This is a genomic window from Geobacillus thermoleovorans (genome assembly GCF_001610955.1).
GTDB lineage: Bacteria > Bacillota > Bacilli > Bacillales > Anoxybacillaceae > Geobacillus > Geobacillus thermoleovorans.
In genome coordinates this window covers 2,692,303-2,714,589 of record NZ_CP014335.1, presented here as the reverse complement: position 1 = coordinate 2,714,589, position 22,287 = coordinate 2,692,303, and the positions used below count along the sequence as shown (strand labels likewise).

Here is a 22,287-nt window from a genome sequence, read left to right as displayed (position 1 = left end):
AATCCGAGCAAGCGGATTCCTTCTTCGCGCTTGGTGCGCTTTTTTCGTCAGGCGGAAATGAGCACGCTGGCAAACTGCTCCAAGTAGCGGCGGTCGATGTCATCGAAGCGGTTTTTCACCGGGCTGTCGATGTCAAGAACGCCGATGACGCGGTCGTCTTTGATGAGCGGCACGACGATTTCCGATTGAGACGCCGCATCGCAGGCGATATGGCCCGGGAATTGGTGAACGTCTGGAACGACCACCGTCCGCCGTTTGGCGGCCGCCGTGCCGCACACCCCCTTGCCGAACGGAATGCGCACGCATGCCGGCAAGCCTTGGAACGGGCCAAGCACAAGCTCCTCGCCGTCTGCGAGATAAAAACCGACCCAATTGATGTCGGTGAAAAACTGGTTGAGCAAGGCGGCTGCGTTCGCCAAGTTGGCGATGAAGTTGGGTTCCCCGGAAATGAGCGATTTCAGCTGTTCGATGACGAGCGCGTAATTTTCTTCGCGTGTTCCGTTGTAAGCCATGGGACGAAACATAGAACTAGCCTCCTTTTTCATCATGGTTGGAGCAGGACTCTGGCCTCAACATCCAGCAGGATGCAAGCAGGGAAATGGCTGATTCGCCTATTTTATGACGGCTGCGGGCGGTTGTCAACCGAAAGCGCCTCGCGGTCCATCCTCTCCCGTCCTTGGTGCAAGTCGGCGGCGCGATGGGCGTCGGATCCGTAGACGATTGGGATGCCCCGCCGCCGCGCCTCGGCGATCACGCCGCCCGGCGGATACGGCTCAAGGCAGAGCGGTTTGGCGGCGCCGGCGCCGTTGTAGTCCAATTCATAGCCGAACTGCTTGATGTCATCGAGAATGGCAACAATCCACTCATCCATTGGTTCCAAGCATGGGAAACGGCGTTGGAACTTGCGCACAAGCGTCATATGGCCGATGCGTCTCGGTTTGTAGCGGCCAAGCTCCGTGCGGATCGATTGCAGCACCGTTTCGTAGTAGGCGCGGTGGACGCGTTCGACCGATCCGAACAAGCGGACGATGTCGGCGAACATATCTTCGCTGTAATCAAGGCATACATATTGCCCTTCGTGGGCCAAAAAGTGAACCGATAAAATGCTGTCGTCAAGCAGCGGGCCGACCTCGTCGAGCAGGCGGGTTGTTTCTTCCTCAAAGCCAGGAATAAAATCGACTTCGAGCCCGACACGGATGGCAATGTCGTTTCGGTAGCGGGCTTTCACCTCAGCGACGGCGTGCAAATAGCGCTCAAGCTGGCTAAGCTTCATCGAACAGTCCTGGTTGGGCGTTGGATCGATAAACCGCTCAGGAAGCGGGGCATGCTCCGTAAAGGAAATGTCGGTATAGCCCAGTTCGATCGCGCGCTCTACATAGGCCTCAAGCGGATCTTGGCTTCCGTGCGGACAAAACGGCGTATGAATATGCCCGTCGCGCATGATCGATTTTCCTCCTTTCTTCCTTATGTATCATAGCAAAAATAGTGAAGATTCTTGTAAAAAAAATAAAAATTTTGGTCAAAAAATGTCGTTAACATGGTATCATAAAAACATTGAAAAACATATATTTTTGCCTTCTCCGCTATTTTCGTTTGTTCGATAGAAGTAGCTTGAATGCAAGGAGGGCATCAGCGGATGGGAATGGCATGGATCGTTCTGCTCCTCGGAGCGGGGGCAATCATATATAATCATGTGTACCGGAAGCGGATGTACCGGGAAATCGATCGGCTCGAGGAATGGAAAATCAACTTGATGAACCGGCCGGTGCCGGATGAGCTGGCGAAAGTGAAACAGCTGAATATGACAGGGGAGACGGAGCAGCTGTTTGAACGATGGCGCCAGCAATGGGACGACATTGTGGCAGTGAAGCTGCCGAATGTGGAAGAACAGCTGTTTGACGCGGAGCGGCTGCTCGACAAATACCGCTACCGGCAGGCGCGCCGGCTGCTTGGGCAGATCGCCGACGGATTGCGTCGTCTTGAGGAAGAAGTGCATGAAATCATTCATGAAGTGAATGAGTTGATCGGCAGCGAGGAACAAAGCCGGGCGGAGATCGAGGAGCTGCGTGCGGCTCACCGGGAAGCGAAAAAGGCGCTGCTTGCTTACCGTTATACGTTCGGTTCGGCTGCCGACTTGCTTGACGTCCGTTTAACGGAAGCGGAAAAGCAGTTTCAGCGGTTTGCCGAATTGACGGAAGCCGGCAACTATTTGGCGGCGCGCGATGTGGTTCTGACACTGAAGGAAGAGCTCGGCCGGCTCACAGCCATGATGGAAGAAATTCCCAAACTTCTTGGCGAATGCCAAACGTCGTTGCCAGCTCAGCTCGCTGAGTTGGCTGATGGCTATCGAGAGATGGAAGAGCGCGGATACATCCTTGACCATTTGCACATGGAGCGCACGCTTCAGGAAAAACGGGAAAAAATCGAGCAATGTCTGGCCATGATCCATGAGCTGCGCATCGAAGAAGCGAAGCAGATTGTCGCTGAGCTGAAAGAAGAGATCGACGCGCTCTACGATTTGCTCGAAAACGAAGTGCTCGCGCATCAATATGTGCAAACGGAAATGCCGCGCCTCAGCGGCATGCTTCAGGAGCTCGCCGCCGAGGCGAAGGAAACCGAGGCCGAGGCGCTGTTCGTCCAGCAAAGCTACCATTTGGCGCCAAGCGACCTCGAAAAGTACCGGAGCATCGAAAAGCAGCTGCACCAGTTGCAAAAGCGGTTTTTTCTCATTCAAGACCGCGTTGCCGAGGCGAAAACAGCGTATTCGCTCCTGAAAGAGGAGCTTGAGCAGCTTGTGTCTCAGATCGACCTCATGAAGGAAGAGCATGAACAGTTTCGAACGATGCTGCAGACGCTGCGCAAAGACGAATTGATCGCCCGCGAAAAGCTTGACGGCATGAGAAAAACATTGGCCGAGGCGCTCCGCCTTGTGCAAAAAAGCCGGCTGCCGGGGCTGCCTGAACCGTATGCGCTTGAATTGGCGGAAGCGAGACGCAGCTTGCAAGCCGTTGCCGCGCGTCTTGAAGAAAAGCCGCTTGACATGCCGGCGGTCGACCAAGCGTTGGAGGAGGCGAAAGCGGCTGTGGAACGGTTGTATGAGCGGACGGTGGAAATGATCGAACAGGCGACGCTGGCGGAGCGGACGATTCAATACGGCAACCGCTACCGACGCCGCTATCCAGCGGTCCGCAAAGGGCTGGAAGAAGCCGAATTTTTATTTCGCCATTATGATTATGAGGAGGCGCTCCGGCAAGCGGTGGCGGCCGTTGAAGAAGTCGAGCCGGGCGCGTTTGACCGTGTGCAGAAATTATGGCAGGAGGATAACAGCCGCGAACAGTGATAAACCACCCGATCACGAGTATTGATTATCCATTATTTTACCTAAAAAACACAGAATCATATGGCTGAACACAAGCTTTTCTGCCTCTTCCCTCGAACAAGAACGCCGCCCGGAATATCTTGAATGAGGGGCTTCGTTTGCTGTCTTCGTAAGGCAGCCAAACCGTGGGACGCACGGGGATGGCTTGGCTGACAGCCTGCCGTGGGGCGGGTGTTCCCAAGAATCTCCCACCTCTAAGCGCAGGTGGGAGATTGTTCAATGGGTTTTTGGTGAATAATGTAAATGACGGTGTGTTTTCGTTGTCGATTGGCGCCTGTTTTGGTTAAGATGGACGATGTACAGCGATATTTTGCCGACAATGAGCGGAGGATGGAAGCGATGATTTATCTTGACAACAGTGCGACGACCAAACCATTTCCCGAGGTGATCGATTCGTTCGTCGCCGTCGCAACGAACTATTTTGCCAATCCGTCGTCGCTCCATGGGCTGGGCATGAAGGCGGAGCGGCTTTTGGCGCAGGCGCGTGAACAAATCGCCGCCATGCTGCGCGTTAAGCCGAACGAAATCGTTTTTACCTCCGGCGGAACGGAGGCGAACAATTTCGCCATCAAAGGGGTCGCCTGGCAATATCAGCGGCGCGGCCGGCATATCATTACGACGAAAATCGAGCATCCGTCTGTCGCTGAACCGTGCCGCCAGCTTGAGGAGCTTGGTTTTGAGGTGACGTACTTGCCGGTCGACCGCGAAGGAAGGGTATCGGTTGAGCAAGTGGAACGCGCGCTGCGCGACGATACGATTCTCGTGTCGGTCATGCACGTCAATAACGAAGTTGGCACGGTGCAGCCGATCGAAGAAATCGGCGCCCTCTTGTCCCGCTATCCGAAAACATTGTTTCACGTCGATCGGGTGCAAGGGATCAGCAAAGTGCCGCTCGACTTGAAGCAAGCCGGTGTCGATTTATGCACGATATCGGCGCATAAATTTCACGGATTGCGCGGCGCCGGCTTGCTTTACGTCCGTGAAGGCGTCCGCTTGGCGCCGTTGATTGCCGGCGGCGGGCAGGAGCGGCAGCTTCGGTCCGGAACGGAAAATGTCGCCGCCATCGTCGCGATGGCGAAGGCGCTTCGCTTGGCGCTCGAGCGCTACGAGCGGGACATCGGCCGGCTTCAAGCATTGAAAGACGAGTGGCTTGAAGCGCTCTTGGCGATTCCAGACATCGAGATCAACACGCCGCGCGATGGCGCCGCTCCTCATATCATCAACTTTTCGTTAAAGCGCGGCGTGAAGCCGGAAGTGTTTGTTCACGAACTGGAAAAAAGCGGAATCTACGTTTCGACGACGTCAGCCTGTTCATCGAAAAAAAAGGCGCCGAGCAAGACGCTTTTGGCCATGGGGCTTGGTGAAGACCGAGCCGAGCGCGGCATTCGCATCAGCTTGTCGTTTGACAACAGCCGGGAAGAAATCGCGCCGGCGGTGGCAGCGATCAAGCAGGCGATCAAAACATTAAGCGAGGTAACGGAATAAGATGATGAACTATGACCGCATTTTGATCCGCTACGGAGAAATGACGACGAAAGGAAAAAATCGGAACATCTTCGTCCGGCGTCTTAAAAACAACATTGCCCGCAAACTGCAGGCGTTCGAGCGGATTCAGATTGAATATATGCGCGACCGAATGTACATTTTATTAAACGGCGAGCCGCATGAACCGATCATCGAAAAGCTGAAAACCGTTTTTGGCATTCATTCGTTCAGCCTGGCGATGAAGTGCGAAAACGATCTGGACGCCATTAAGGAAACGGCGCTCGCCGCCGTCCGCCAGCTCCCATACAAAGGAAAAACGTTTAAAGTGAGCGCCCGCCGCGTCGATAAGCAGTTTCCGTATCGAAGCGACGAGCTGAACTACGAGGTGGGGGCGCATATTTTGCGGCAGACGGACGGGCTTAGGGTCAACGTGCGCGAGCCGGATATTGACGTGCGCATTGAAGTGCGCCAAGACGGGACATATGTCACGTGCCGCGACATTTTCGGCGCCGGCGGCCTGCCGGTCGGAACGAGCGGCAAGGCGATGCTCATGCTCTCCGGCGGCATCGACAGCCCGGTTGCTGGTTATTTGGCGATGAAGCGCGGTTTGGAAATCGAGGCCGTCCACTTTTTCAGCCCGCCGTTTACAAGCGAACGGGCGAAGCAAAAAGTGATTGACCTCGTGCGCAAGTTGACGACATACGGCGGGAGAATCAAGCTTCACATCGTGCCGTTTACGGAAGTGCAGCAAGCCATTTATCAAGGAGTTCCGAACGAGTACTCGCTCATTTCCACTCGGCGGGCGATGCTTAGGATCACCGACGCGCTGCGCCGCCGCCAGCGGGCGTTGGCGATTGTCACAGGCGAAAGCCTCGGCCAAGTCGCGAGCCAGACGCTAGAAAGCATGTACGTGATCAATGAGGTGACCAATACCCCGATTTTGCGCCCGCTTGTTTCGATGGATAAACTTGAAATTATCGAGCTGGCGAAGCAAATCGGCACACATGATATTTCCATTCTTCCGTATGAAGACTGTTGCACCATTTTTACGCCAAGAGCGCCGAAAACGAAGCCAAAAAAAGAAAAAGTGTTCCATTATGAGAGCCAGCTCGACCTCGCTCCGCTTCTGGAAAAGGCAGTCAATGACACAGAAACGCTCGTCATTGATGAAGAAACAGGGCAGGGCGATGAGTTTGCCGAGCTGTTTTGAATCTCAAAATTTACCAAAAAGCATCGCTGCATATCGCCATCTGTTTTCACACATTCTATAGGTACAAGGAGGTGAAAACAGATGGCACGCAACAACAGCAATCAACTGCTTGTTCCGGGTGCGCAACAAGCGCTGGAGCAAATGAAATATGAGATCGCTCAAGAATTTGGCGTGAACTTAGGCGCTGACACGACTTCGCGCGCCAACGGTTCGGTCGGCGGCGAGATCACGAAACGTCTCGTAGCCATGGCGCAGCAACAATTGGGCGGCGCACGCCAATTCTAATTTCATAATGATGGCTTACGCGGCGGGGGCATTCCCCGCCGCTTTCATATGAGAAAAACGGTATTCAAAATAGAACGACTATTTTGTATAATAGAGATGCCGACCAAGGCGAAACAAGACAGAGGGGGAGAGGAACGATGAGGCGGGAAGACTTGATTGCTCCCGAGCGCTACAATTTAACATCGGAAATGGAACGGCATGCGGCCGCCGACCCGGACCGGATCGCGTTGAAATGGGAGAGCGAGCAAGGCGAAACGAAAGAGATTACATACGGCCGCTTGATGGCGCGCGCCAACCAAATTGGAAACGCTTTCTTATCACATGGGCTCGAAAAAGGCGATAAAGTGCTCGTCATGATGCCGCGCCTCATTGAAACATACGAAGTGTATATAGGGGCGCTCAAAGCCGGGCTTGTCGTCATCCCAAGCTCGGAGATGCTGCGGACAAAGGATTTGCAATATCGGCTCGTCCATAGCGAAGCGAAAGCGGTTGTCGCTTATGCGCCGTATACGGACGAATTTGCGCCGATTGACGGCATCGAACGTTTGACGAAGTTCGTCATCGGGGAACCCCGGGACGGATGGATTCCGCTTGAAGACGCCATGGCCAAAGAGAGCGAAACGCTCGAGGCGGCGGATACCTCGCGCGATGATATGGCGTTTTTGTCGTACACATCCGGCACGACCGGCAATCCGAAAGGGGTCGTCCATTGCCATGGTTGGGCGTACGCCCACTTGCGCACGGCTGCGAAAAACTGGCTGTGCATTGAAGAAGGCGACCTCGTTTGGGCGACGGCCGGACCGGGATGGCAAAAATGGATTTGGAGCCCGTTTTTATCGGTGCTCGGCTCGGGGGCGACCGGTTTCGTCTACTACGGCCGCTTTGAGCCGGAAACATATTTGCAGCTATTGGAAAAATACAACATCAATGTGCTGTGCTGCACGCCAACCGAGTATCGTTTGATGGCGAAAGTGCCGGACATCGGCCGCTATCATCTATCTCATTTGCACAGCGCCGTGTCCGCCGGAGAGCCGCTCAACCGCGAAGTGATCGACACGTTTGCCAAGCATTTCGGCGTCGAAGTGCGCGACGGCTACGGCCAGACAGAAAACACGCTGCTTGTCGGCGTCATGAAAGGAATGCCCATCAAGCCGGGTTCGATGGGGAAACCGACGCCAGGCAACCGCGTCGAAATTATCGATGAAAACGGCGAGCCGTGCCCGCCCGGACAAGTCGGCGACATCGCCGTCCATATCGAAACGCCGGCGCTGTTTAAGTATTATTACAAAGATCCGGAGCGGACAGCGATGCAGTTCCGCGGCGACTACTACATTACGGGAGACAAAGCGCGCAAAGATGAAGACGGCTATTTCTGGTTTGAAGGCCGCGGGGATGACATCATCATCAGCGCCGGCTATACGATCGGCCCGTTTGAAGTCGAAGACGCGCTTGTCAAGCACCCAGCCGTAAAAGAGTGCGCCGTCGTCGCCAGTCCGGATGAAGTGCGCGGCCATGTTGTCAAAGCGTTTGTCGTGCTGCGCGACGGGGTCGACAAAGACGATCCGTCTCTGATTCCGGCCCTGCAAGAACATGTGAAACAGTTGACGGCGCCGTACAAATACCCGCGCAAAATCGAGTTTGTCGACGATTTGCCGAAAACGGCGTCCGGAAAAATCCGCCGCGTCGAGCTGCGCGAGCGGGAAGCCCGCCTTGCCGGCCGGTCGTTGTAAGCAGAAAGAGCCGATTGAGCTGGCCGTTGCCAGAAGCGGAGCGATGTCCGCACAGCGGCCAAACAAGAGGGTGTCTCGTTGCGAGACACCCTCTTGCCGCATGCGCGTCGAACGGATTCGCCATTTTAGATCCGGTGTTTCGCCGGGAGAACAGACATACGCTTCACAAAAAGACGCGTTTCACTTTATCCCAGAACGAATTGTCTTTTAGGCGCACCGTTTTGACCACCCGGTCGCTTAAACGAATGTCAATCCGCTCAATATGCTGGATGCTGAGCGCTTCATTGTCGAGGCCGATGATTGGAAAATGGCTTGTTTCTTCCGACATTTTCAGCGTCAACGTCCGCGAGCCGCTCAAAATGAACGGCGAGCCGAGCGTCCGATAGCGGTTGCTGTTGAGCGAGGCGAGTTCGCTCACTTGAAAGCACGGCAAGAGCGGATCGACGACCGCTCCGTGCACCGATTTATTGTAGCCGGTGCTGCCGGTCGGCGTCGAAACGATGATGCCGTCGCCGCGGAACGTCTCGAAATGCAAGTCGTCGATGAAAACGTCGATCGCCATCGTTTTAATGATTTGCGAGCGGATCGAACATTCGTTTAAGCAGAAAAACGAAGCCGCGCCGTCGATCGTCACTTCGATGATTGGGTAGCGCCGCACTTCGAGTTTCCAATTTTTCGCCGCTTCCACCATATGATCGATGTCGTCAATATGGAAATCGCAGTAAAACCCGCGCGCCGGCAAGACGGACACGCCGACGTACAAACGGTCAGGAAGAAATCCCGTCTGCCGCACCGCCTGCAAAAACGCGCCGTCATCCCCGATGCTGACGATGATGTTCGCTTTCCGATAGTCGTCGACGACCACAAACGGACCGCGCTCTGCCAGCTCAATGAGCGGCTTCACCCGTTCGATGAGCTTGTCGTCGCGCTTATAAAAAAAATAAAGACGGTTGCGTTCCATATCCATGTTTTGCGTCCTCCCGATGGCATCATCTAATCAATCGATGTACAATGAATATTGTACCACGTTTGCCAGGATTCTAAAAATATGGGCAGCCGATGCAGGGGGGAAGACGATGAATCGAAAACGATGGACCGCGTTGGCCATCGCCGCCGCCTTGTTTGTGATCTCGGTGCTTGTTCAAGCGGTTGGCGTTCTTTTGTCCGACAAGGCCGGCGGCTGGTCGGAAAGCTGGCTGGCGCTCATGGAGTCGCCATTTAGCGAAGAAGTCATCGCCGAGGGCGACCCGTTGAAAAAAATCGCTGTGTTGGAAGTGAACGGAGTTATTCAAGATGCGGGGGAAGCGGAGTCGCTTCTTTCCTCATCACAGTACAACCACCAAACGTTTTTGCAAATGATCAAACAGGCGAAAGAGGATCAAGACGTCAAAGCGATCATCTTGCGCATCAATTCGCCGGGCGGCGGTGTCGCGGAAAGCGCGGAAATTTACGATCAGCTGATGAAGCTGAAAAAGAAGACGAACAAGCCGATTTACGTATCGATGGGGGCCATGGCCGCCTCGGGCGGTTACTATATCGCTGCGGCCGGCGATAAAATTTTCGCCAGCCCGGAGACGATCACCGGCTCCATCGGCGTCATCATGCAAAGCGTCAACTATGAAGGGCTGGCAAAGAAGTACGGCGTGGAGCTTGTCACGATCAAAAGCGGGCCGTACAAAGACATCATGAATCCGGCGCGCAAAATGACCGAAGCGGAACGGAAGATTTTGCAGCGGCTGATCAATGATTCGTATGATGCGTTTGTTGATGTGGTAGCCAAAGGGAGAAAGCTGCCGGAAGACACGGTGCGCAAGCTGGCGGACGGCCGCATTTATGACGGGCGACAGGCGAAGGCGCTCCGCCTTGTCGACGAGTTCGGCTACTTGGATGACGCGATCGCTGCGCTCAAAAAAGAGCATCATTTAACCGGCGCTCAAGTCGTAAAATACGTGAACGATGCGCCGTGGAGCTCTCTCTTTGAGATGGTGTCGAACCGGATGAAGCCGGACAGCGAGGCGGCCGGGCTCATCCGCCTGTTGTCGCGCCCTTCCTCGCCGCGGCTTATGTATTTATACGCCGAATAAAGGAGTGGAAACATGACGGACATGCAAATAACGGCGACGCTGGCGGATCATCATCTCCCGCCGGCAGAGCGCCCCCTCTGCTACGGCGGCTTTTGGCTTCGTTTTTGGGCGTATTGCCTTGATGTCATTGTTGTCTCGAGCCTCAACCGGCTCATCGTTTGGCCGCTTTTTCGCCTGTTCGATTGGCCGCTTGCGCAGGACGGTTTGTTCGCGCCAGCGACGGTCGCGGCCGCCGTCGTCTTTTACGCCTATTTCGTGTTGATGACGAAAGCGTTTGGGCAGACGCTTGGCAAAATGGTGTTCGGCTTAAAAGTGGTCGATGAGCGCGGCGAGCCGCTCACCTGGCTGACCGTGTTGTTTCGCGAAGTCGTCGGCAAATTCATCGCGAAAAAATTGCTGTTCATCGGTTTTTTGTTTGTTGCGTTTTCCGAAAAGAAAAAAGGGATGCATGACCAGTTCGCGGATACGATCGTCGTCCGCGAGTAACAATCCGCCTGCATCAAGAACAGAACGTCAACCAATGTCCGCCTGCCGAAACGGCAGGTTTATTTTTTTTCCAGATGGCGACAATGTATGATGAAAGGGAGGGCGGACATTGAAAGCAGTCATCGCGGTCATCGCAACGGTTGTTCTTTTGCTTCTTCTCGTCGCCTGGATGAAAGTATCGGTGACGGTCGTGTTTCGCCATGTGAAAGACGACGATGAATGCAAAATCGTGGTGCGCACGCTGTTTGGCCTCCTCCGCTATACTGTCCGCATTCCGCTCATCAAGCTGGACATGGATCCGGATGCGCCGGGAGTGGCGTTTCTCCAGAAAAAAGGAGTGGAGGGAACGCGCGGGAAGGAGGAAAAGAAAGGGAAATTGACCCTAAAAAAAATCGCTGACCTGTTTCGACAGCTGAAACGGTTTCTCGAGCAAGTCGTCGACTTGCATGAAATTATGAAACAATTTTATCGCCACGTGACGATTACGAAATGGGAGTGGAAAACGAGAATCGGCACCGGCGACGCCGCGTCAACCGGCTTGCTCGTGGGGCTTGGCTGGTCGCTGAAATACATGATCATCGGCGCGGCGAGCCGCTATATGAACATGAAAACAACTCCGGCTGTCGCCATCGTTCCGGCCTACGATCGGGCCGCTTCGGAAACGGTGTTTTTATGTATGATTCAGTTTCGAATCGGGCATGCTATGGTAGCAGGATTGCGAGTGGTCAAACATTGGCGCGGACGGCGGCTGCCAAAGCGAAACCCATTGGCGGCCAAGCAGGCAAATGAAGGCTACTAGGAGGAATGACGATGACGAACCATCCGATTCAAGGGCTGATGACAACAGCGATGGAAAACTTAAAACAAATGATCGACGTCAATACGATTATCGGCGACCCGGTGGAGACGCCTGACGGCAGTGTCATTTTGACCGTTTCGAAAGTCGGGTTTGGCTTTGCCGCCGGCGGCAGCGAGTTTATGCTTGACGGCCAACAAAATGGCCGCCAAGGGGCGCAAGCCGACGGGAACGGGCAGGCCCAAGGGAACGGACATCCGTTTGGCGGCGGCAGCGGCGGCGGCGTCTCGATTACGCCGATTGCGTTTCTCGTCGTCAACTCGTCCGGGGTGAAGCTGCTCCATTTGGATGAAAGCACGCACTTATACGAAAAAATTCTCGATGTCGCGCCGCAGGCGTTTGAGAAGATTCAGGCGATGCTGAAGAAAAACAAGAAAGACGGCGCCGCAGGCCAAAAAGCAGACGACTTTGACATTTAGCCGGACCGTTGGCGTCCGGCCTTTTGTTTGTCTGCTGTCATGAACGGACAAAATCGTTGAAAAATTCCGTTCCGCGTTTTAGTATGGAAGTAGTACATATTTTCTCTAAAGGGGGAGAGAACCCATGGCCTATGTGACGTTTAAAGGGCAGCCGGTGACGCTTGTCGGCAACGAAGTGAAAGTCGGCGACAAAGCGCCGGATTTCACCGTGCTTGATCAAAACTTGCAGGAAGTGACGCTCGCGGATACGAAAGGGCACGTCCGCCTGATCAGCGTCGTTCCGTCGCTCGACACCGGAGTTTGCGACGCGCAAACGCGCCGGTTTAACGAGGAAGCGGCAAAGCTCGACAATGTGAAAGTGTTGACGATCAGCGTCGATTTGCCGTTTGCGCAAAAGCGGTGGTGCGGCGCCGCCGGCATTGAGAACGTTCAAGTGTTGTCCGACCATCGCGATGTTTCGTTCGGACAAGCATACGGCGTCTTGATCAAAGAACTGCGCCTGCTTGCCCGCGCCGTGTTTGTCATCGACAGCAATGACACAGTGACGTATGTCGAATACGTGCCGGAAGTGACGAACCATCCGAACTACGAAGCGGCGATTGAAGCGGCGAAAGCGGCGAAATAATGAAAAGGCCCCGACCCGTTCGGGGCCTTTTCGTTCCTATCGGCGCTTTTCTTGCGGCGCGAGGCGGACGGTCGTACAATATACAGAAGGGACGTTGGCAGAAAGGTGGGGACGTACAGATGATGACGCCAGTCGAACGGTTGTTCACGGTATTCGATGAAACGGCCCAACTTTTGCAAGAAGAATTGCAATGCACGTATTTAGAAGCCGTCGCGGAGACGGGGGAGAATTTGTTCCACGGCGACGTGCTGCAAAGCGAAGTGAGCGAGCTGAACGCGAAACGGCTGAAAAAGCAGTATCGCGAACTGATGCTGGAACGGTTTCAAAACGAAGAAATCCGCAAGGCGTTTCAGCTTGCGGTGTTAAAAGGGATGCGCAAGCATGTTCAGCCGCACCACCAAATGACTCCGGATGCGGTCAGTTTGTTTTTGGCGTATTTGGTCCGCGAGTTTACGCGCTCGCATTTGGCGCTTAAGATCCTCGACCCGGCCGTCGGCACGGCGAATTTATTGACGGCGGTGTTAAACGGCCTTCGAGGAAAACAGGCGGCGAGCTACGGCAGCGATGTCGATGATCTGCTTGTCAAATTGGCGTACGTCAACGCGAACTTGCAAAAGCATCCGGTGCAGCTGTTTAACCAAGACAGCCTAAGGCCGCTGTTTGTTGAGCCGGTTGACGTCGTCGTCTGCGATCTGCCGGTCGGCTATTACCCGGATGACGACAATGCCGCCCGCTTCGCCTTAAAAGCGAAGGAAGGCCGGTCGTATGCCCATCATTTGTTCATCGAGCAAAGCTTGCGCTATACGAAAGAGGGCGGCTACTTGTTTTTCCTCATCCCGAATATGTTGTTCTCGAGCCCGCAGGCGGGGCAGCTGAACGAATTTTTAAAAGAGGCGGCCATTGTCCAAGGAGTCTTGCAGCTGCCGCTGTCGATGTTTAAAAACGATCAGGCGGCAAAAAGCGTGTTGATTTTGCAAAAGAAAGGGCCGAACGTCAAAAAGCCAAAACACGTGCTGCTTGTCGAGCTGCCGCGGTTTTCCAACAAATCGGCGATGCAGGCGATGATGGCGAAAATCGACGCCTGGATCACCGAGGAAAAAGAATGTTGACGAAAGGGTGTCCCAAACGCAGCGGGACGCCCTTTTTGATCACCGTATAGGCCGTCAAGCCCCTTCACAAAACGAGAGGTTGCATCTTCCTCCCCTTGCGCTCACGCGTGGAAGTGGGGGGTCTTCTCGGCTCAAGATGATAAATGTTGCTCTTTTCTTCATCGAAGAATCGCTGTTTTTCACCGACCTTTTCGGTCAGCTCCGTTTTCATTTTTCACAACATAAAAACTTTTTCTTGCAACCGGTTGCGAAACAAAGCCGCGCTTGAAACGCGAAAACGGGAGGCATACAATGAAAAAGGCATAGTGAAACGGCGCCCAATCGCGCACACTAACGGTAAGCGCGAGCGGATTTTGGCAAAAAAGGAGCTGTGTTTTCGATGGCGAAAGTGCTAGCCATTAATGCGGGAAGTTCCTCGTTGAAATTCCAGCTGTTTGAGATGCCGGCAGAAACGGTGTTGACCAAAGGGGTCGTCGAACGGATCGGCTTTGACGACGCGATTTTCACCATTGTCGTAAACGGTGAAAAACATCAAGAAGTGACGGCGATTCCGGATCATGCCGCGGCCGTTAAAATGCTGCTTGATAAGCTCATTCGCTACGGCATTATCCGTTCGTTTGACGAAATTGACGGCATCGGGCACCGCGTCGTCCACGGCGGGGAGAAGTTCAGTGATTCGGTGCTCATCACCGAGGACGTCATCAAGCAAATTGAAGAAGTGTCCGAGCTCGCTCCGCTCCATAACCCGGCCAACCTCGTCGGCATTCGGGCGTTTCAGGAAGTGCTGCCGGACGTGCCGGCCGTGGCGGTGTTTGACACGGCGTTCCACCAGACGATGCCGGAACAGTCGTTTTTATACAGCTTGCCATATGAGTATTACACGAAATTCGGCATCCGCAAGTACGGATTCCACGGCACGTCGCACAAATACGTCACCCAGCGGGCGGCGGAGCTTCTCGGCCGACCGATCGAACAGCTGCGCCTCATCTCGTGCCATTTAGGCAACGGGGCGAGCATCGCGGCGGTTGAGGGCGGCAAGTCGATCGACACGTCCATGGGCTTTACGCCATTAGCCGGCGTGGCGATGGGAACGCGCTCCGGCAACATCGACCCGGCGCTCATCCCGTACATTATGGAAAAAACGGGAATGACTGCGGATGAAGTGATTGAAGTGCTGAACAAAAAGAGCGGCATGCTCGGTCTGTCCGGCATCTCGAGCGATTTGCGCGACTTGGAAAAAGCGGCCGCCGAAGGAAATGAGCGCGCGGAACTGGCACTTGAAGTGTTTGCGAACCGCATTCATAAGTACATCGGCTCGTATGCGGCGCGCATGTGCGGAGTCGATGCCATCATCTTCACCGCCGGCATCGGCGAGAACAGCGAAGTCGTGCGGGCGAAAGTGTTGCGCGGCCTCGAGTTTATGGGAGTTTACTGGGATCCCATCCTAAACAAAGTGCGCGGCAAGGAAGCGTTCATCAGCTATCCGCACTCGCCGGTCAAAGTGCTCGTCATCCCGACCAATGAAGAGTTGATGATCGCCCGCGACGTCATGCGGTTGGCGAATTTGTAAGCGGATTGTAATAAAAAGAATCGTTGCAGCCATTTTGGCCAAAACGGCTGCCCCAAACAAACGGGGCAGCCATTTTTTTGTTTTGCCGCTTTGGTGCGCTTGATTCTTGTTTCAACAACTCCGGACGGAGATGTCTTGCGTTTTTCGTCTCCCCGGCAATCATCGGAATTGCCGGCGGCGTTGTTTCACGCCAAAATGAGAGTGCATACTCGGTTGAAGGGAGTGAACGGATATGGCATTGTTTCGTGATGATGCTCATGTGTATCGGGTGATTGGCGAGTTTATGCAAATTCCGTCGCGCCCAAGGACGGAATTTGAGCTGCGCAGCTGGTGGGAGCGGCATCCAGCGTATAAGGAATACGGCAACGAGGTGGAGCAAATCAATCGGATTGGAGAACAAATCCGCCGTTCCCGCGCCGCGTTCGTCTTTTATTTGACCGATCCGGAGGCGGTCATCAGCATCGATGCGAGGCGGCCGGAAACCGGTGAAAACTACGCCATTTATTTCGGGCAGGCAATCGATGCGCCTGATGTCGCCATCAAGACGACCGGCGATATCGCCCACCAATTTTGGGGCGGCAACATCAACGTTCCATTGGCGCTCATGACCGGAAAAATGAAGGCAAAAGGATCGAAAGCGAAGGCGTTGCAGCTGTTGCCGCGCATCGTGCCGGCGTTTCCGCTTTATCGGCGCTATTTGGAACTGATCGATGAGCGCGCGCTTCTCCATGCTTTAAAGGCGTAAAAACATCGGGGAGCGCCGCGAGGGAGGAAAGAAAGTTCCGACGATTTTCGGGATAGGACATGAAACGGAAACGCGATATAGTAAAAGTACAAAATGAAATTTCAGACAGTTCTAAATTTTTAAGGAGGCCATGAAGATGACGACGGTAAGAGACATTTTCCAACTGATCGATTCGCAATTGAGGGAAGACCCATCCCGCGCCGATGGGATTGTCGCGGTGTACCAGTTTAACTTAAGCGGGTCTGATGCGGGGGTGTACCAAGTCGTCCTTCGCCCAGACGCTGGATTTGTCATTGAAGGGGAGCAAGAAACGCCTGATTGCACGCTCAGCATGGACAGCGAGGATTTTAAAAAAATGGTGGACGGCGAGCTCAACGGAACGGAAGCGTTTATGAGCGGGCGGCTTCGCATTGACGGGGACATGGGGCTGGCGCTGCGGCTCCAAGAAGTGCTGTCCGCCTACAACAGCGCCAATCAAAACCAATAAGCACAACAAGAAAGCCGGCCGGCATGTTTTTCCGTGCATTGACAACAGCGCCGACCGTCAGAAGGAAGGAGACGAAAGGCGGCGGGCTTGGCCTTTTTCGCAGGCCCGCCTAATTTGGTTAAAGGAGACGGGGGAATGGATTTACGAACGGTTTGGACGAAAAATATCGAGCGGTTCGGTCCTTATCCGGCACTGATTTTTGAAGGAAACGAATATACGAACGTGGACTGCGACGCCCGTTCGTCCCAGCTGGCTCATGCGTTGATTGAACTTGGGGTCAAGCCGGGCGACCGCGTTGTTGTAACGATGCCGAACAGCCCGGAAGTAGTAGTCGCCTTCAGCGGCGTCTTGAAAGCAGGAGCGGTTGTCGTGCCGGTGTTGCCGCTGTTGCAGACGCAGGAGCTCCATTACATTTTTAAAGACTGCGAACCGAAAGTTGTGCTGACGGCGGAAATGCTGTGGGCGAAAGCGAAAGAGGCCGCCAATGGCTTGCCGGCGCCTCCGGTGATGTTTACGATTGACGATCCTCATTCACCGCGCTCTCTGCGAACAAGAATGGAGCAAGCTCCTGCCAGCATGCCGCAGGTGGCGATCAGCGAACACGATCCGGCCGCCTTGCTTTACACATCAGGAACGACCGGTCAGCCGAAAGGGGTCGTGCTGACGCACCGCAATTTGTATGCCAACGCGGAAGCAGCGGCCGAGATGGCGAAGCGGCTGCCTACCGAATATGACCGCGTCGGTCTTGGCGTGCTGCCGATCTCCCATGCGTTCGGTTTTACGATGATGAACGTCGCGCTGTTATTGGGCGACAAGATCGTCCTCCTGCCGTATTTCGAGCCGAAAAAAGTGCTGGAGACGATCGAACGGCATCGGGTGACGCATACGGCGATGGTGCCAGCGATGTTCCATGCGTTGTGCTATTGCCCCGAGGCGGACCGCTATGACACATCCAGTTTGGTCGCGTGCGTGTCCGGCTCGGCTTCGTTGCCGCCGTCGCTCGCTTGGCAGTTTCAACGCAAGTTCAATTGCCTGATTTTGGAGGGATACGGACTGTCCGAGGCGGCGCCGATTGTGACGGCGACCGATCCGACGAAGCCGATCAAGCCGGGGTCGGTCGGGCTTCCGTTGCCTGGCGTGCAAGTGGCTGTCGTCGATGAACACGGCAACCGCCTGCCGCCGAACGAAGTCGGAGAACTGATTGTTTCCGGCCCGAACGTTTTCCAAGGCTACTACGGAAAAGACGAAGAGACGCGCCAAGCGCTGCGCGACGGCTGGCTGTATACCGGCGATATGGCGCGCATCGATGAAGACGGGTACGTGTTTATCGTCGACCGGAAAAAAGATGTCATCATTCGCGGCGGATTCAACATTTATCCGCGCGATATCGAGGAACTGCTTATGTCCCATCCGGATGTGCTTGAAGCCGGCGTTGTCGGCGTCCCTTCGCCGAAAATGGGGGAAGAAGTCGCCGCATATGTCGTCGTCCGACGTGGGTCCCAAGTGACCGAAGAGGAGCTGATCGAGTTTTGCCAAAAGCGGGTGGCGAAATACAAAAGCCCGCGCTTTTTGAAAAAGGTCGGCTACCTGCCGAAAAACATCATCGGCAAAATCGACAAAAAGAAGCTGCGTGAATGGGCCAGCGAGTTTATTCCCGCTGTCCAATCATAATGGAAAAGGAGAGGGACAAGGTGATTTCGTTTCAACCGACTGAAGAAGAACAGGCGTTTTTTCAAGTCGCCCGCAGCCTTGCCGTCGAGAAAATTCGGCCGGCCGCGAGAGAATGTGAGAAACGCCGGACCGTTTCGGCTGACTTGAGTGACAGGGTGGATGAGCTCGGCTTGTCGGCGCTCGAGCTCCCGGAATCGTGGGGAGGCTTGGAACTGCCCCTTCTGTCGCAAGCGCTCATTTGGCAAGGGCTCAGCTATGGCGATTTAGGCGTCATTCAAGGGCTTCCGGGGGCGCAAGAGGCGTCTTCCCTCTTTCGTCTGTCTTCCGAGCACCGCGTGTGGCACCGGTACCGGGAGATGGCGAAAGGCGGATGGCCGACTGTCTCCTGGATCGACGAAGCGGAACAAAAAGAACCGCTGAAGGAAGCGATTCGCGTGCGCCGGCGCGGCAGCGGATATATTGTGGACGGGGTGTCGTCTCCAGTCCGCTTGGCGTCGAAAGCCGACTGGGCGGTCATCGCCGCTAGGGACGAAGAAGAGGAAACGGTATTGCTCGCCTTTGATGAGCGAGTATGGGAGATCGAAGAAGGAGACATAAGGCTTGGGCTGCTTGCTGCCGGCATCGCTCGCCTTCGGTTTGCGGAAGTGTACGCCGGTCCGGAACAACTCGTTGCCCGCGGACCGGAAGCGGACGCATTGCTCAACCGCGTGCGCGCCCGAAACCAAGTCATCGAAGCGGCGAAGGAAGTCGGCTTGATGGAGGCGGCGCTTGATTACACCATTGAATACACTGCGGGAAGAAAGGCGTTCGGACAAGAGATCGCCAAGTTCCAAGGGGTGTCATTTACGATCGCAGAGATGGCGTTCGAATGCCGCGGGGCGAAACTGCTTGTATGGCAAGCGGCCGCTGCGGTTGACCAAGGGGATGAACAGGCGGGCGGCTACGCCTGGAGGGCGTTGTCGCGGGCTCATCGTTCCCTGCGCTATGTCACCGATCAGGCCGTGCAAATGCTCGGCGGGCACGGGTACGTGCAAGAATACCCAGCCGAAAAATGGATGCGCGACGCCCAAGCGCAAGTGATGCTGTACGGCCGGGAAACGGACTGGCTCATCCGCCGCGGCGAACAGCTGCTGGGCAAACGGAAAGAGAGGGTGGCGCCATGATTTCCTTTGAATTCTCACCGCAGCAAAAACAAATCAAAGAGCTCGTTCATTGGTTTGCTAAACATGAAGTGCGCCCGATCGCGCTGGAGGCCGACCGGCTCGGGCGGGTGCCGGACGAATGGCTGCAAAAAGTCAACAAAATGGGCATCCAGCTGAATGCGTCTTCGTTTGGCGGAGGGCGTCCGCCGTCTCATGCGGAAGGAAAGAAAGAGAAAAAAGAGCGCGAAGGCAACCGCGTGGCCGTCATCGCCGCTGAGGAGCTCGCGTGGGGATGCCCAGGCATCGCCCTTTCCCTTCCCGGCCCTGGCCTTGGCGGGCCGCCGATTCAATCGAGCGGCACGCCGGAGCAGAAACGGCGGTTTTTGTCCATTTTCACGAAGGAGGAGCCGCGCTGGGGAGCTTACGCCTTGACGGAACCGGAAGCCGGCTCGGACGCGTCCGGCATCCGCACGACGGCGAAAAAAGTGGACGGCGGCTATGTATTAAACGGGCAAAAAATTTTCATCACCAACGGCGCCCGCGCTTCTTGGGTCGTCGTGTTCGCCACGGTTGATCCGAAGTTGGGCCGCGCCGGGCACCGGGCGTTTGTCGTCGAAAAAGGGACGCCGGGATTTGTCGCGACCCGCACCGTCCATAAGATGGGTTTGCGCGCCAATGAAACGGCGGAGCTCTTGTTTGAAGACTGCTTTGTTCCTGATGAAAATTTGCTTGGCGGTGAAGAGTTGTATAGCGCAAATGCGAATAAACCGTCCGGTTTCCAAGTGGCGATGAAAACATTTGACAGCACGAGGCCGATCGTCGCGGCCATGGCCGTCGGCATCGCCCGCGCCGCCTATGAATATACGCTTGACATCGTTCGCAGCGAGTACCCGAAACAAGGACGGTTGTACTATGAAGCAGCCGCCCTGCTTGCCGAGGCGGAGCAAGAGATTGACGCTGCTCGCCTGTTGACGTGGGAAGCGGCGTGGAAAGCCGACATTGGCGAGCCGAATGCGATGGAAGCGGCCGTCTGCAAAGCAGTCGCCGGTAAAATGGCGCTTCATGTCTGCGCTATGTGCCTTGAACTGCTCGGTCCCGTCGGCCTTGGCGGACATTTGGTCGAGAAATTGTACCGCGATGTGAAAGTGTTTGATATTTTTGAAGGCACGCAGCAAATCCAGCGCCTTGTCACAGCAAGACGGTTGTATGCGCCATACGGCGTGCACGTATAGAAGAGCGAGGCGGCGACCCAAACATCTCCGCTCGCGGTGGAGAGCGATGATCATTTGTGAAGTTTGCCGGTTCGATTGAACGAAAGGGGGAATTCCGATGCCTTATGAAACGTTGCGCATAGAGCGGCGAAACAAAGGAGTCGCTTGGGTGATGATCCACAACCCGCCGGCGAACGCCATTAGCGAGCGATTAATGGAAGAATTGGAGAAAGCGGCCGATGAATTGGAAGCCGACCGCGGAGTGCGCGTTGTCGTCATCGCGTCGGCCCATCCGAAAACGTTTCTCGCCGGCGCTGATTTAAAGGACATGATTCAGCGAGGAACCCAGTTTGCCGGCAATGAAGCGGGCATCGCCGAACAAAGCGCCCGCATGCAGCGCTGTTTCGACCGCTTCGCGACGATGCCGAAGCCGGTCATCGCGGCCATCAACGGCTATGCGCTCGGCGGCGGCTGTGAATTGGCCCTGGCGTGCGATTTCCGCATCATGGGCGGCGGCAAAATCGGCCTGACAGAAGTCTCGCTCGGCCTCATTCCCGGCGCGGGCGGCACGCAGCGGTTGACGCGCCTCGTCGGGCGGGCGAAAGCGACGGAACTCATTTTTCTTGCCAGACGGCTTGACCCGCAAGAAGCGCTCGAACTCGGCCTTGTTCATCGCGTCACGCCCCCGGAGCGGTTGGAAGAAGAGGCGTCGGCGTTTGCCGAGCAACTGTCAGAAGGGGCCGTGCGGGCGATGGGGCTCGCCAAGCGGGCCATCTATGCGGCCGAAGGGCTTCCAGAAGACGGATTTGGCATCGAAGCGGCGTCATTTGCGGCAACGTTTAAGACAGGAGAGCCGGCGATTGGGCTGGCGGCGTTTTTCCAAAAGAAACAACCGCAATTTTTACGTTAAACGGAGGGATCACCGATGTCGTCATGGGCGGAACTGCTGAAAGGAAAAGTGGCGGTCGTCACCGGCGCCTCACGCGGCCTCGGGCGCGCGGATGCCTTGGCGCTTGCCGAAGCGGGAGCGGATGTCGTCATTACCGATATTTTGCTCGAATCGGATGAAGAAAGCAAACAGACGGCGCAAAAATATGGGCCGCTCTCACAAGTGATGCAGAGTACAAAAGTGGTGTACGCCGAAAAGACAGCGGAAGACATTCGCGCCATGGGGCGGCGGGCGCTGGCTCTCAAAATGGACGTCACCGACCGCGAGCAAGTGAAAGAAGTGTTTGCCCGCGTCAAGGAAGAGTTTGGTTCCATTGACATTCTCGTCAACAACGCCGGCACGCTCGACCACGTTTCGCAAATCGAAAAGCAAAACGATGAGTTTTGGGAGCGCGATTTGCGGGTGAACCTGACCGGCACGTACAACTGTACAAAAGCGGTATGGCCGTATATGAAAGAGCAAGGATGGGGGCGGATCATCAACATGTCGTCCGTCGCCGGGACGCTTGGCGGCTTTGGCCAAGCGAGCTATTCGGCCACGAAAGGAGCGGTGTTGAGCTTTACGAAAAGCATGGCGCTTGAGGGGGCGCGCTACGGCATCACCGTCAACGCCATCGTGCCGGGCATTATCAACACGGAAGCGTTCCGCATGGGCAACCCGAAAATGAACGAGCGGATGATCCAGCGCACGGCGTTCCGCCGCCCGGGTGAGCCGGAAGATGTCGCCAACGCCATCGTCTTCCTTTGTTCCGATAAGGCGAAGTACATCACGGGGATTGGGTTGAATGTTTCAGGCGGCATCGAATTGTTTACGTTCTGATGAATAAGCGGCCCGCTTTGGAATG

At 55.4% G+C, this 22,287-nt stretch carries 22 protein-coding genes; 19 read left to right on the top strand and 3 right to left on the bottom strand.

Translation table 11 applies throughout. The features are described from left to right. Nucleotides 1-47: 47 nt before the first annotated feature. Together GT3570_RS13700 and hisJ are read right to left on the bottom strand one after the other, a co-directional pair. Nucleotides 48-524, bottom strand: a complete 477-nt coding sequence (locus GT3570_RS13700) for a GAF domain-containing protein (protein ID WP_011232274.1) — start codon at nucleotides 522-524, stop codon at nucleotides 48-50. Between the two features lie 92 nt (nucleotides 525-616). Continuing rightward, complete coding sequence (gene hisJ, locus GT3570_RS13695) at nucleotides 617-1,441, bottom strand: histidinol-phosphatase HisJ (protein WP_011232273.1); 825 nt, start codon at nucleotides 1,439-1,441, stop codon at nucleotides 617-619. A 195-nt stretch (nucleotides 1,442-1,636) separates the two neighbouring features. Here hisJ and ezrA point away from each other — a divergent pair, with 195 nt between their 5' ends. The 5 genes from ezrA to mbcS all read left to right on the top strand — a co-directional run bounded on the left by ezrA (nucleotide 1,637) and on the right by mbcS (nucleotide 8,089). After that, nucleotides 1,637-3,340: a septation ring formation regulator EzrA gene (ezrA, locus tag GT3570_RS13690; RefSeq protein ID WP_011232272.1), complete on the top strand. Its 1,704-nt coding sequence runs from the start codon at nucleotides 1,637-1,639 to the stop codon at nucleotides 3,338-3,340. Between the two features lie 378 nt (nucleotides 3,341-3,718). After that, a complete protein-coding gene (locus GT3570_RS13685) occupies nucleotides 3,719-4,864 on the top strand; it encodes a cysteine desulfurase family protein (RefSeq protein WP_011232270.1) in 1,146 nt (381 codons plus the stop codon). 4 nt (nucleotides 4,865-4,868) lie between these two features. Continuing rightward, on the top strand, nucleotides 4,869-6,074 hold the full coding sequence (thiI, locus tag GT3570_RS13680; RefSeq protein WP_011232269.1) for a tRNA uracil 4-sulfurtransferase ThiI: 1,206 nt from the start codon (nucleotides 4,869-4,871) through the stop codon (nucleotides 6,072-6,074). An 81-nt stretch (nucleotides 6,075-6,155) separates the two neighbouring features. Further along, nucleotides 6,156-6,359, top strand: a complete 204-nt coding sequence (locus tag GT3570_RS13675; protein WP_011232268.1) for an alpha/beta-type small acid-soluble spore protein — start codon at nucleotides 6,156-6,158, stop codon at nucleotides 6,357-6,359. A gap of 137 nt (nucleotides 6,360-6,496) precedes the next feature. After that, nucleotides 6,497-8,089, top strand: a complete 1,593-nt coding sequence (gene mbcS / locus GT3570_RS13670) for an acyl-CoA synthetase MbcS (RefSeq protein ID WP_011232267.1) — start codon at nucleotides 6,497-6,499, stop codon at nucleotides 8,087-8,089. Nucleotides 8,090-8,252: 163 nt separating this feature from the next. Here mbcS and GT3570_RS13665 read toward each other — a convergent pair whose 3' ends face one another. Beyond that, a complete protein-coding gene (locus GT3570_RS13665) occupies nucleotides 8,253-9,056 on the bottom strand; it encodes an NAD kinase (protein WP_062898878.1) in 804 nt (267 codons plus the stop codon). A 109-nt stretch (nucleotides 9,057-9,165) separates the two neighbouring features. On the opposite strand from GT3570_RS13665, the gene sppA reads away from it, so the two are divergent. The 14 genes from sppA (at nucleotide 9,166) to GT3570_RS13590 (ending at nucleotide 22,262) form a co-directional block, all read left to right on the top strand. After that, on the top strand, nucleotides 9,166-10,173 hold the full coding sequence (gene sppA, locus GT3570_RS13660; RefSeq protein ID WP_011232265.1) for a signal peptide peptidase SppA: 1,008 nt from the start codon (nucleotides 9,166-9,168) through the stop codon (nucleotides 10,171-10,173). A 12-nt stretch (nucleotides 10,174-10,185) separates the two neighbouring features. Then, entirely contained in the window at nucleotides 10,186-10,659 is a 474-nt protein-coding gene (locus tag GT3570_RS13655; RefSeq protein WP_023633310.1) for an RDD family protein, read from the top strand. A 109-nt stretch (nucleotides 10,660-10,768) separates the two neighbouring features. Further along, on the top strand, nucleotides 10,769-11,458 hold the full coding sequence (locus tag GT3570_RS13650) for a DUF2953 domain-containing protein (RefSeq protein WP_062898877.1): 690 nt from the start codon (nucleotides 10,769-10,771) through the stop codon (nucleotides 11,456-11,458). A gap of 11 nt (nucleotides 11,459-11,469) precedes the next feature. Next, nucleotides 11,470-11,934 (top strand): GerW family sporulation protein, encoded by a 465-nt coding sequence (ytfJ, locus tag GT3570_RS13645; RefSeq protein ID WP_011232262.1) that lies wholly within the window; start codon nucleotides 11,470-11,472, stop codon nucleotides 11,932-11,934. A 124-nt stretch (nucleotides 11,935-12,058) separates the two neighbouring features. Further along, nucleotides 12,059-12,559 carry a thiol peroxidase gene (gene tpx, locus GT3570_RS13640; RefSeq protein WP_011232261.1) on the top strand — a complete coding sequence of 167 codons (501 nt, stop codon included), beginning with the start codon at nucleotides 12,059-12,061 and terminating at the stop codon, nucleotides 12,557-12,559. A 119-nt stretch (nucleotides 12,560-12,678) separates the two neighbouring features. Next, the gene (locus tag GT3570_RS13635) at nucleotides 12,679-13,668 is read left to right on the top strand and encodes a class I SAM-dependent methyltransferase (protein WP_021322113.1); all 990 of its coding nucleotides are present in this window, start codon (nucleotides 12,679-12,681) and stop codon (nucleotides 13,666-13,668) included. Between the two features lie 379 nt (nucleotides 13,669-14,047). Continuing rightward, entirely contained in the window at nucleotides 14,048-15,238 is a 1,191-nt protein-coding gene (locus GT3570_RS13630) for an acetate kinase (protein WP_011232259.1), read from the top strand. A gap of 232 nt (nucleotides 15,239-15,470) precedes the next feature. Further along, complete coding sequence (locus GT3570_RS13620; protein ID WP_011232258.1) at nucleotides 15,471-15,983, top strand: hypothetical protein; 513 nt, start codon at nucleotides 15,471-15,473, stop codon at nucleotides 15,981-15,983. Between the two features lie 136 nt (nucleotides 15,984-16,119). After that, on the top strand, nucleotides 16,120-16,470 hold the full coding sequence (locus GT3570_RS13615; RefSeq protein WP_011232257.1) for an SCP2 sterol-binding domain-containing protein: 351 nt from the start codon (nucleotides 16,120-16,122) through the stop codon (nucleotides 16,468-16,470). 135 nt (nucleotides 16,471-16,605) lie between these two features. Beyond that, nucleotides 16,606-18,141, top strand: coding sequence for a long-chain-fatty-acid--CoA ligase (locus GT3570_RS13610; RefSeq protein ID WP_062898876.1), 1,536 nt, complete (start codon nucleotides 16,606-16,608; stop codon nucleotides 18,139-18,141). A gap of 20 nt (nucleotides 18,142-18,161) precedes the next feature. Then, complete coding sequence (locus GT3570_RS13605) at nucleotides 18,162-19,304, top strand: acyl-CoA dehydrogenase family protein (RefSeq protein ID WP_011232255.1); 1,143 nt, start codon at nucleotides 18,162-18,164, stop codon at nucleotides 19,302-19,304. Then, nucleotides 19,301-20,515 (top strand): acyl-CoA dehydrogenase family protein, encoded by a 1,215-nt coding sequence (locus GT3570_RS13600; RefSeq protein WP_011232254.1) that lies wholly within the window; start codon nucleotides 19,301-19,303, stop codon nucleotides 20,513-20,515. The genes GT3570_RS13605 and GT3570_RS13600 overlap by 4 nt, the downstream gene beginning before the upstream one ends. 97 nt (nucleotides 20,516-20,612) lie before the next feature. Continuing rightward, nucleotides 20,613-21,404, top strand: a complete 792-nt coding sequence (locus tag GT3570_RS13595; protein ID WP_011232253.1) for an enoyl-CoA hydratase/isomerase family protein — start codon at nucleotides 20,613-20,615, stop codon at nucleotides 21,402-21,404. 15 nt (nucleotides 21,405-21,419) lie between these two features. Further along, nucleotides 21,420-22,262: an SDR family NAD(P)-dependent oxidoreductase gene (locus GT3570_RS13590; RefSeq protein WP_011232252.1), complete on the top strand. Its 843-nt coding sequence runs from the start codon at nucleotides 21,420-21,422 to the stop codon at nucleotides 22,260-22,262. The last annotated feature ends 25 nt before the right edge of the window (nucleotides 22,263-22,287 follow it).

Excerpts from the sequence above, each read along its gene's own strand:
- GT3570_RS13675 (WP_011232268.1), top strand. The coding sequence starts at position 6,156 with ATGGCACGCAACAACAGCAATCAACTGCTTGTTCCGGGTGCGCAACAA.
- ezrA (WP_011232272.1), top strand. The coding sequence starts at position 1,637 with ATGGGAATGGCATGGATCGTTCTGCTCCTCGGAGCGGGGGCAATCATA.
- GT3570_RS13620 (WP_011232258.1), top strand. The coding sequence starts at position 15,471 with ATGGCATTGTTTCGTGATGATGCTCATGTGTATCGGGTGATTGGCGAG.
- GT3570_RS13685 (WP_011232270.1), top strand. The coding sequence starts at position 3,719 with ATGATTTATCTTGACAACAGTGCGACGACCAAACCATTTCCCGAGGTG.
- hisJ (WP_011232273.1), bottom strand. The coding sequence starts at position 1,441 with ATGCGCGACGGGCATATTCATACGCCGTTTTGTCCGCACGGAAGCCAA.
- GT3570_RS13600 (WP_011232254.1), top strand. The coding sequence starts at position 19,301 with ATGATTTCCTTTGAATTCTCACCGCAGCAAAAACAAATCAAAGAGCTC.
- GT3570_RS13635 (WP_021322113.1), top strand. The coding sequence starts at position 12,679 with ATGATGACGCCAGTCGAACGGTTGTTCACGGTATTCGATGAAACGGCC.
- mbcS (WP_011232267.1), top strand. The coding sequence starts at position 6,497 with ATGAGGCGGGAAGACTTGATTGCTCCCGAGCGCTACAATTTAACATCG.
- GT3570_RS13595 (WP_011232253.1), top strand. The coding sequence starts at position 20,613 with ATGCCTTATGAAACGTTGCGCATAGAGCGGCGAAACAAAGGAGTCGCT.
- GT3570_RS13655 (WP_023633310.1), top strand. The coding sequence starts at position 10,186 with ATGACGGACATGCAAATAACGGCGACGCTGGCGGATCATCATCTCCCG.
- ytfJ (WP_011232262.1), top strand. The coding sequence starts at position 11,470 with ATGACGAACCATCCGATTCAAGGGCTGATGACAACAGCGATGGAAAAC.
- tpx (WP_011232261.1), top strand. The coding sequence starts at position 12,059 with ATGGCCTATGTGACGTTTAAAGGGCAGCCGGTGACGCTTGTCGGCAAC.
- GT3570_RS13665 (WP_062898878.1), bottom strand. The coding sequence starts at position 9,056 with ATGGATATGGAACGCAACCGTCTTTATTTTTTTTATAAGCGCGACGAC.
- GT3570_RS13615 (WP_011232257.1), top strand. The coding sequence starts at position 16,120 with ATGACGACGGTAAGAGACATTTTCCAACTGATCGATTCGCAATTGAGG.
- sppA (WP_011232265.1), top strand. The coding sequence starts at position 9,166 with ATGAATCGAAAACGATGGACCGCGTTGGCCATCGCCGCCGCCTTGTTT.
- GT3570_RS13590 (WP_011232252.1), top strand. The coding sequence starts at position 21,420 with ATGTCGTCATGGGCGGAACTGCTGAAAGGAAAAGTGGCGGTCGTCACC.
- GT3570_RS13610 (WP_062898876.1), top strand. The coding sequence starts at position 16,606 with ATGGATTTACGAACGGTTTGGACGAAAAATATCGAGCGGTTCGGTCCT.
- GT3570_RS13700 (WP_011232274.1), bottom strand. The coding sequence starts at position 524 with ATGTTTCGTCCCATGGCTTACAACGGAACACGCGAAGAAAATTACGCG.
- GT3570_RS13630 (WP_011232259.1), top strand. The coding sequence starts at position 14,048 with ATGGCGAAAGTGCTAGCCATTAATGCGGGAAGTTCCTCGTTGAAATTC.
- thiI (WP_011232269.1), top strand. The coding sequence starts at position 4,869 with ATGAACTATGACCGCATTTTGATCCGCTACGGAGAAATGACGACGAAA.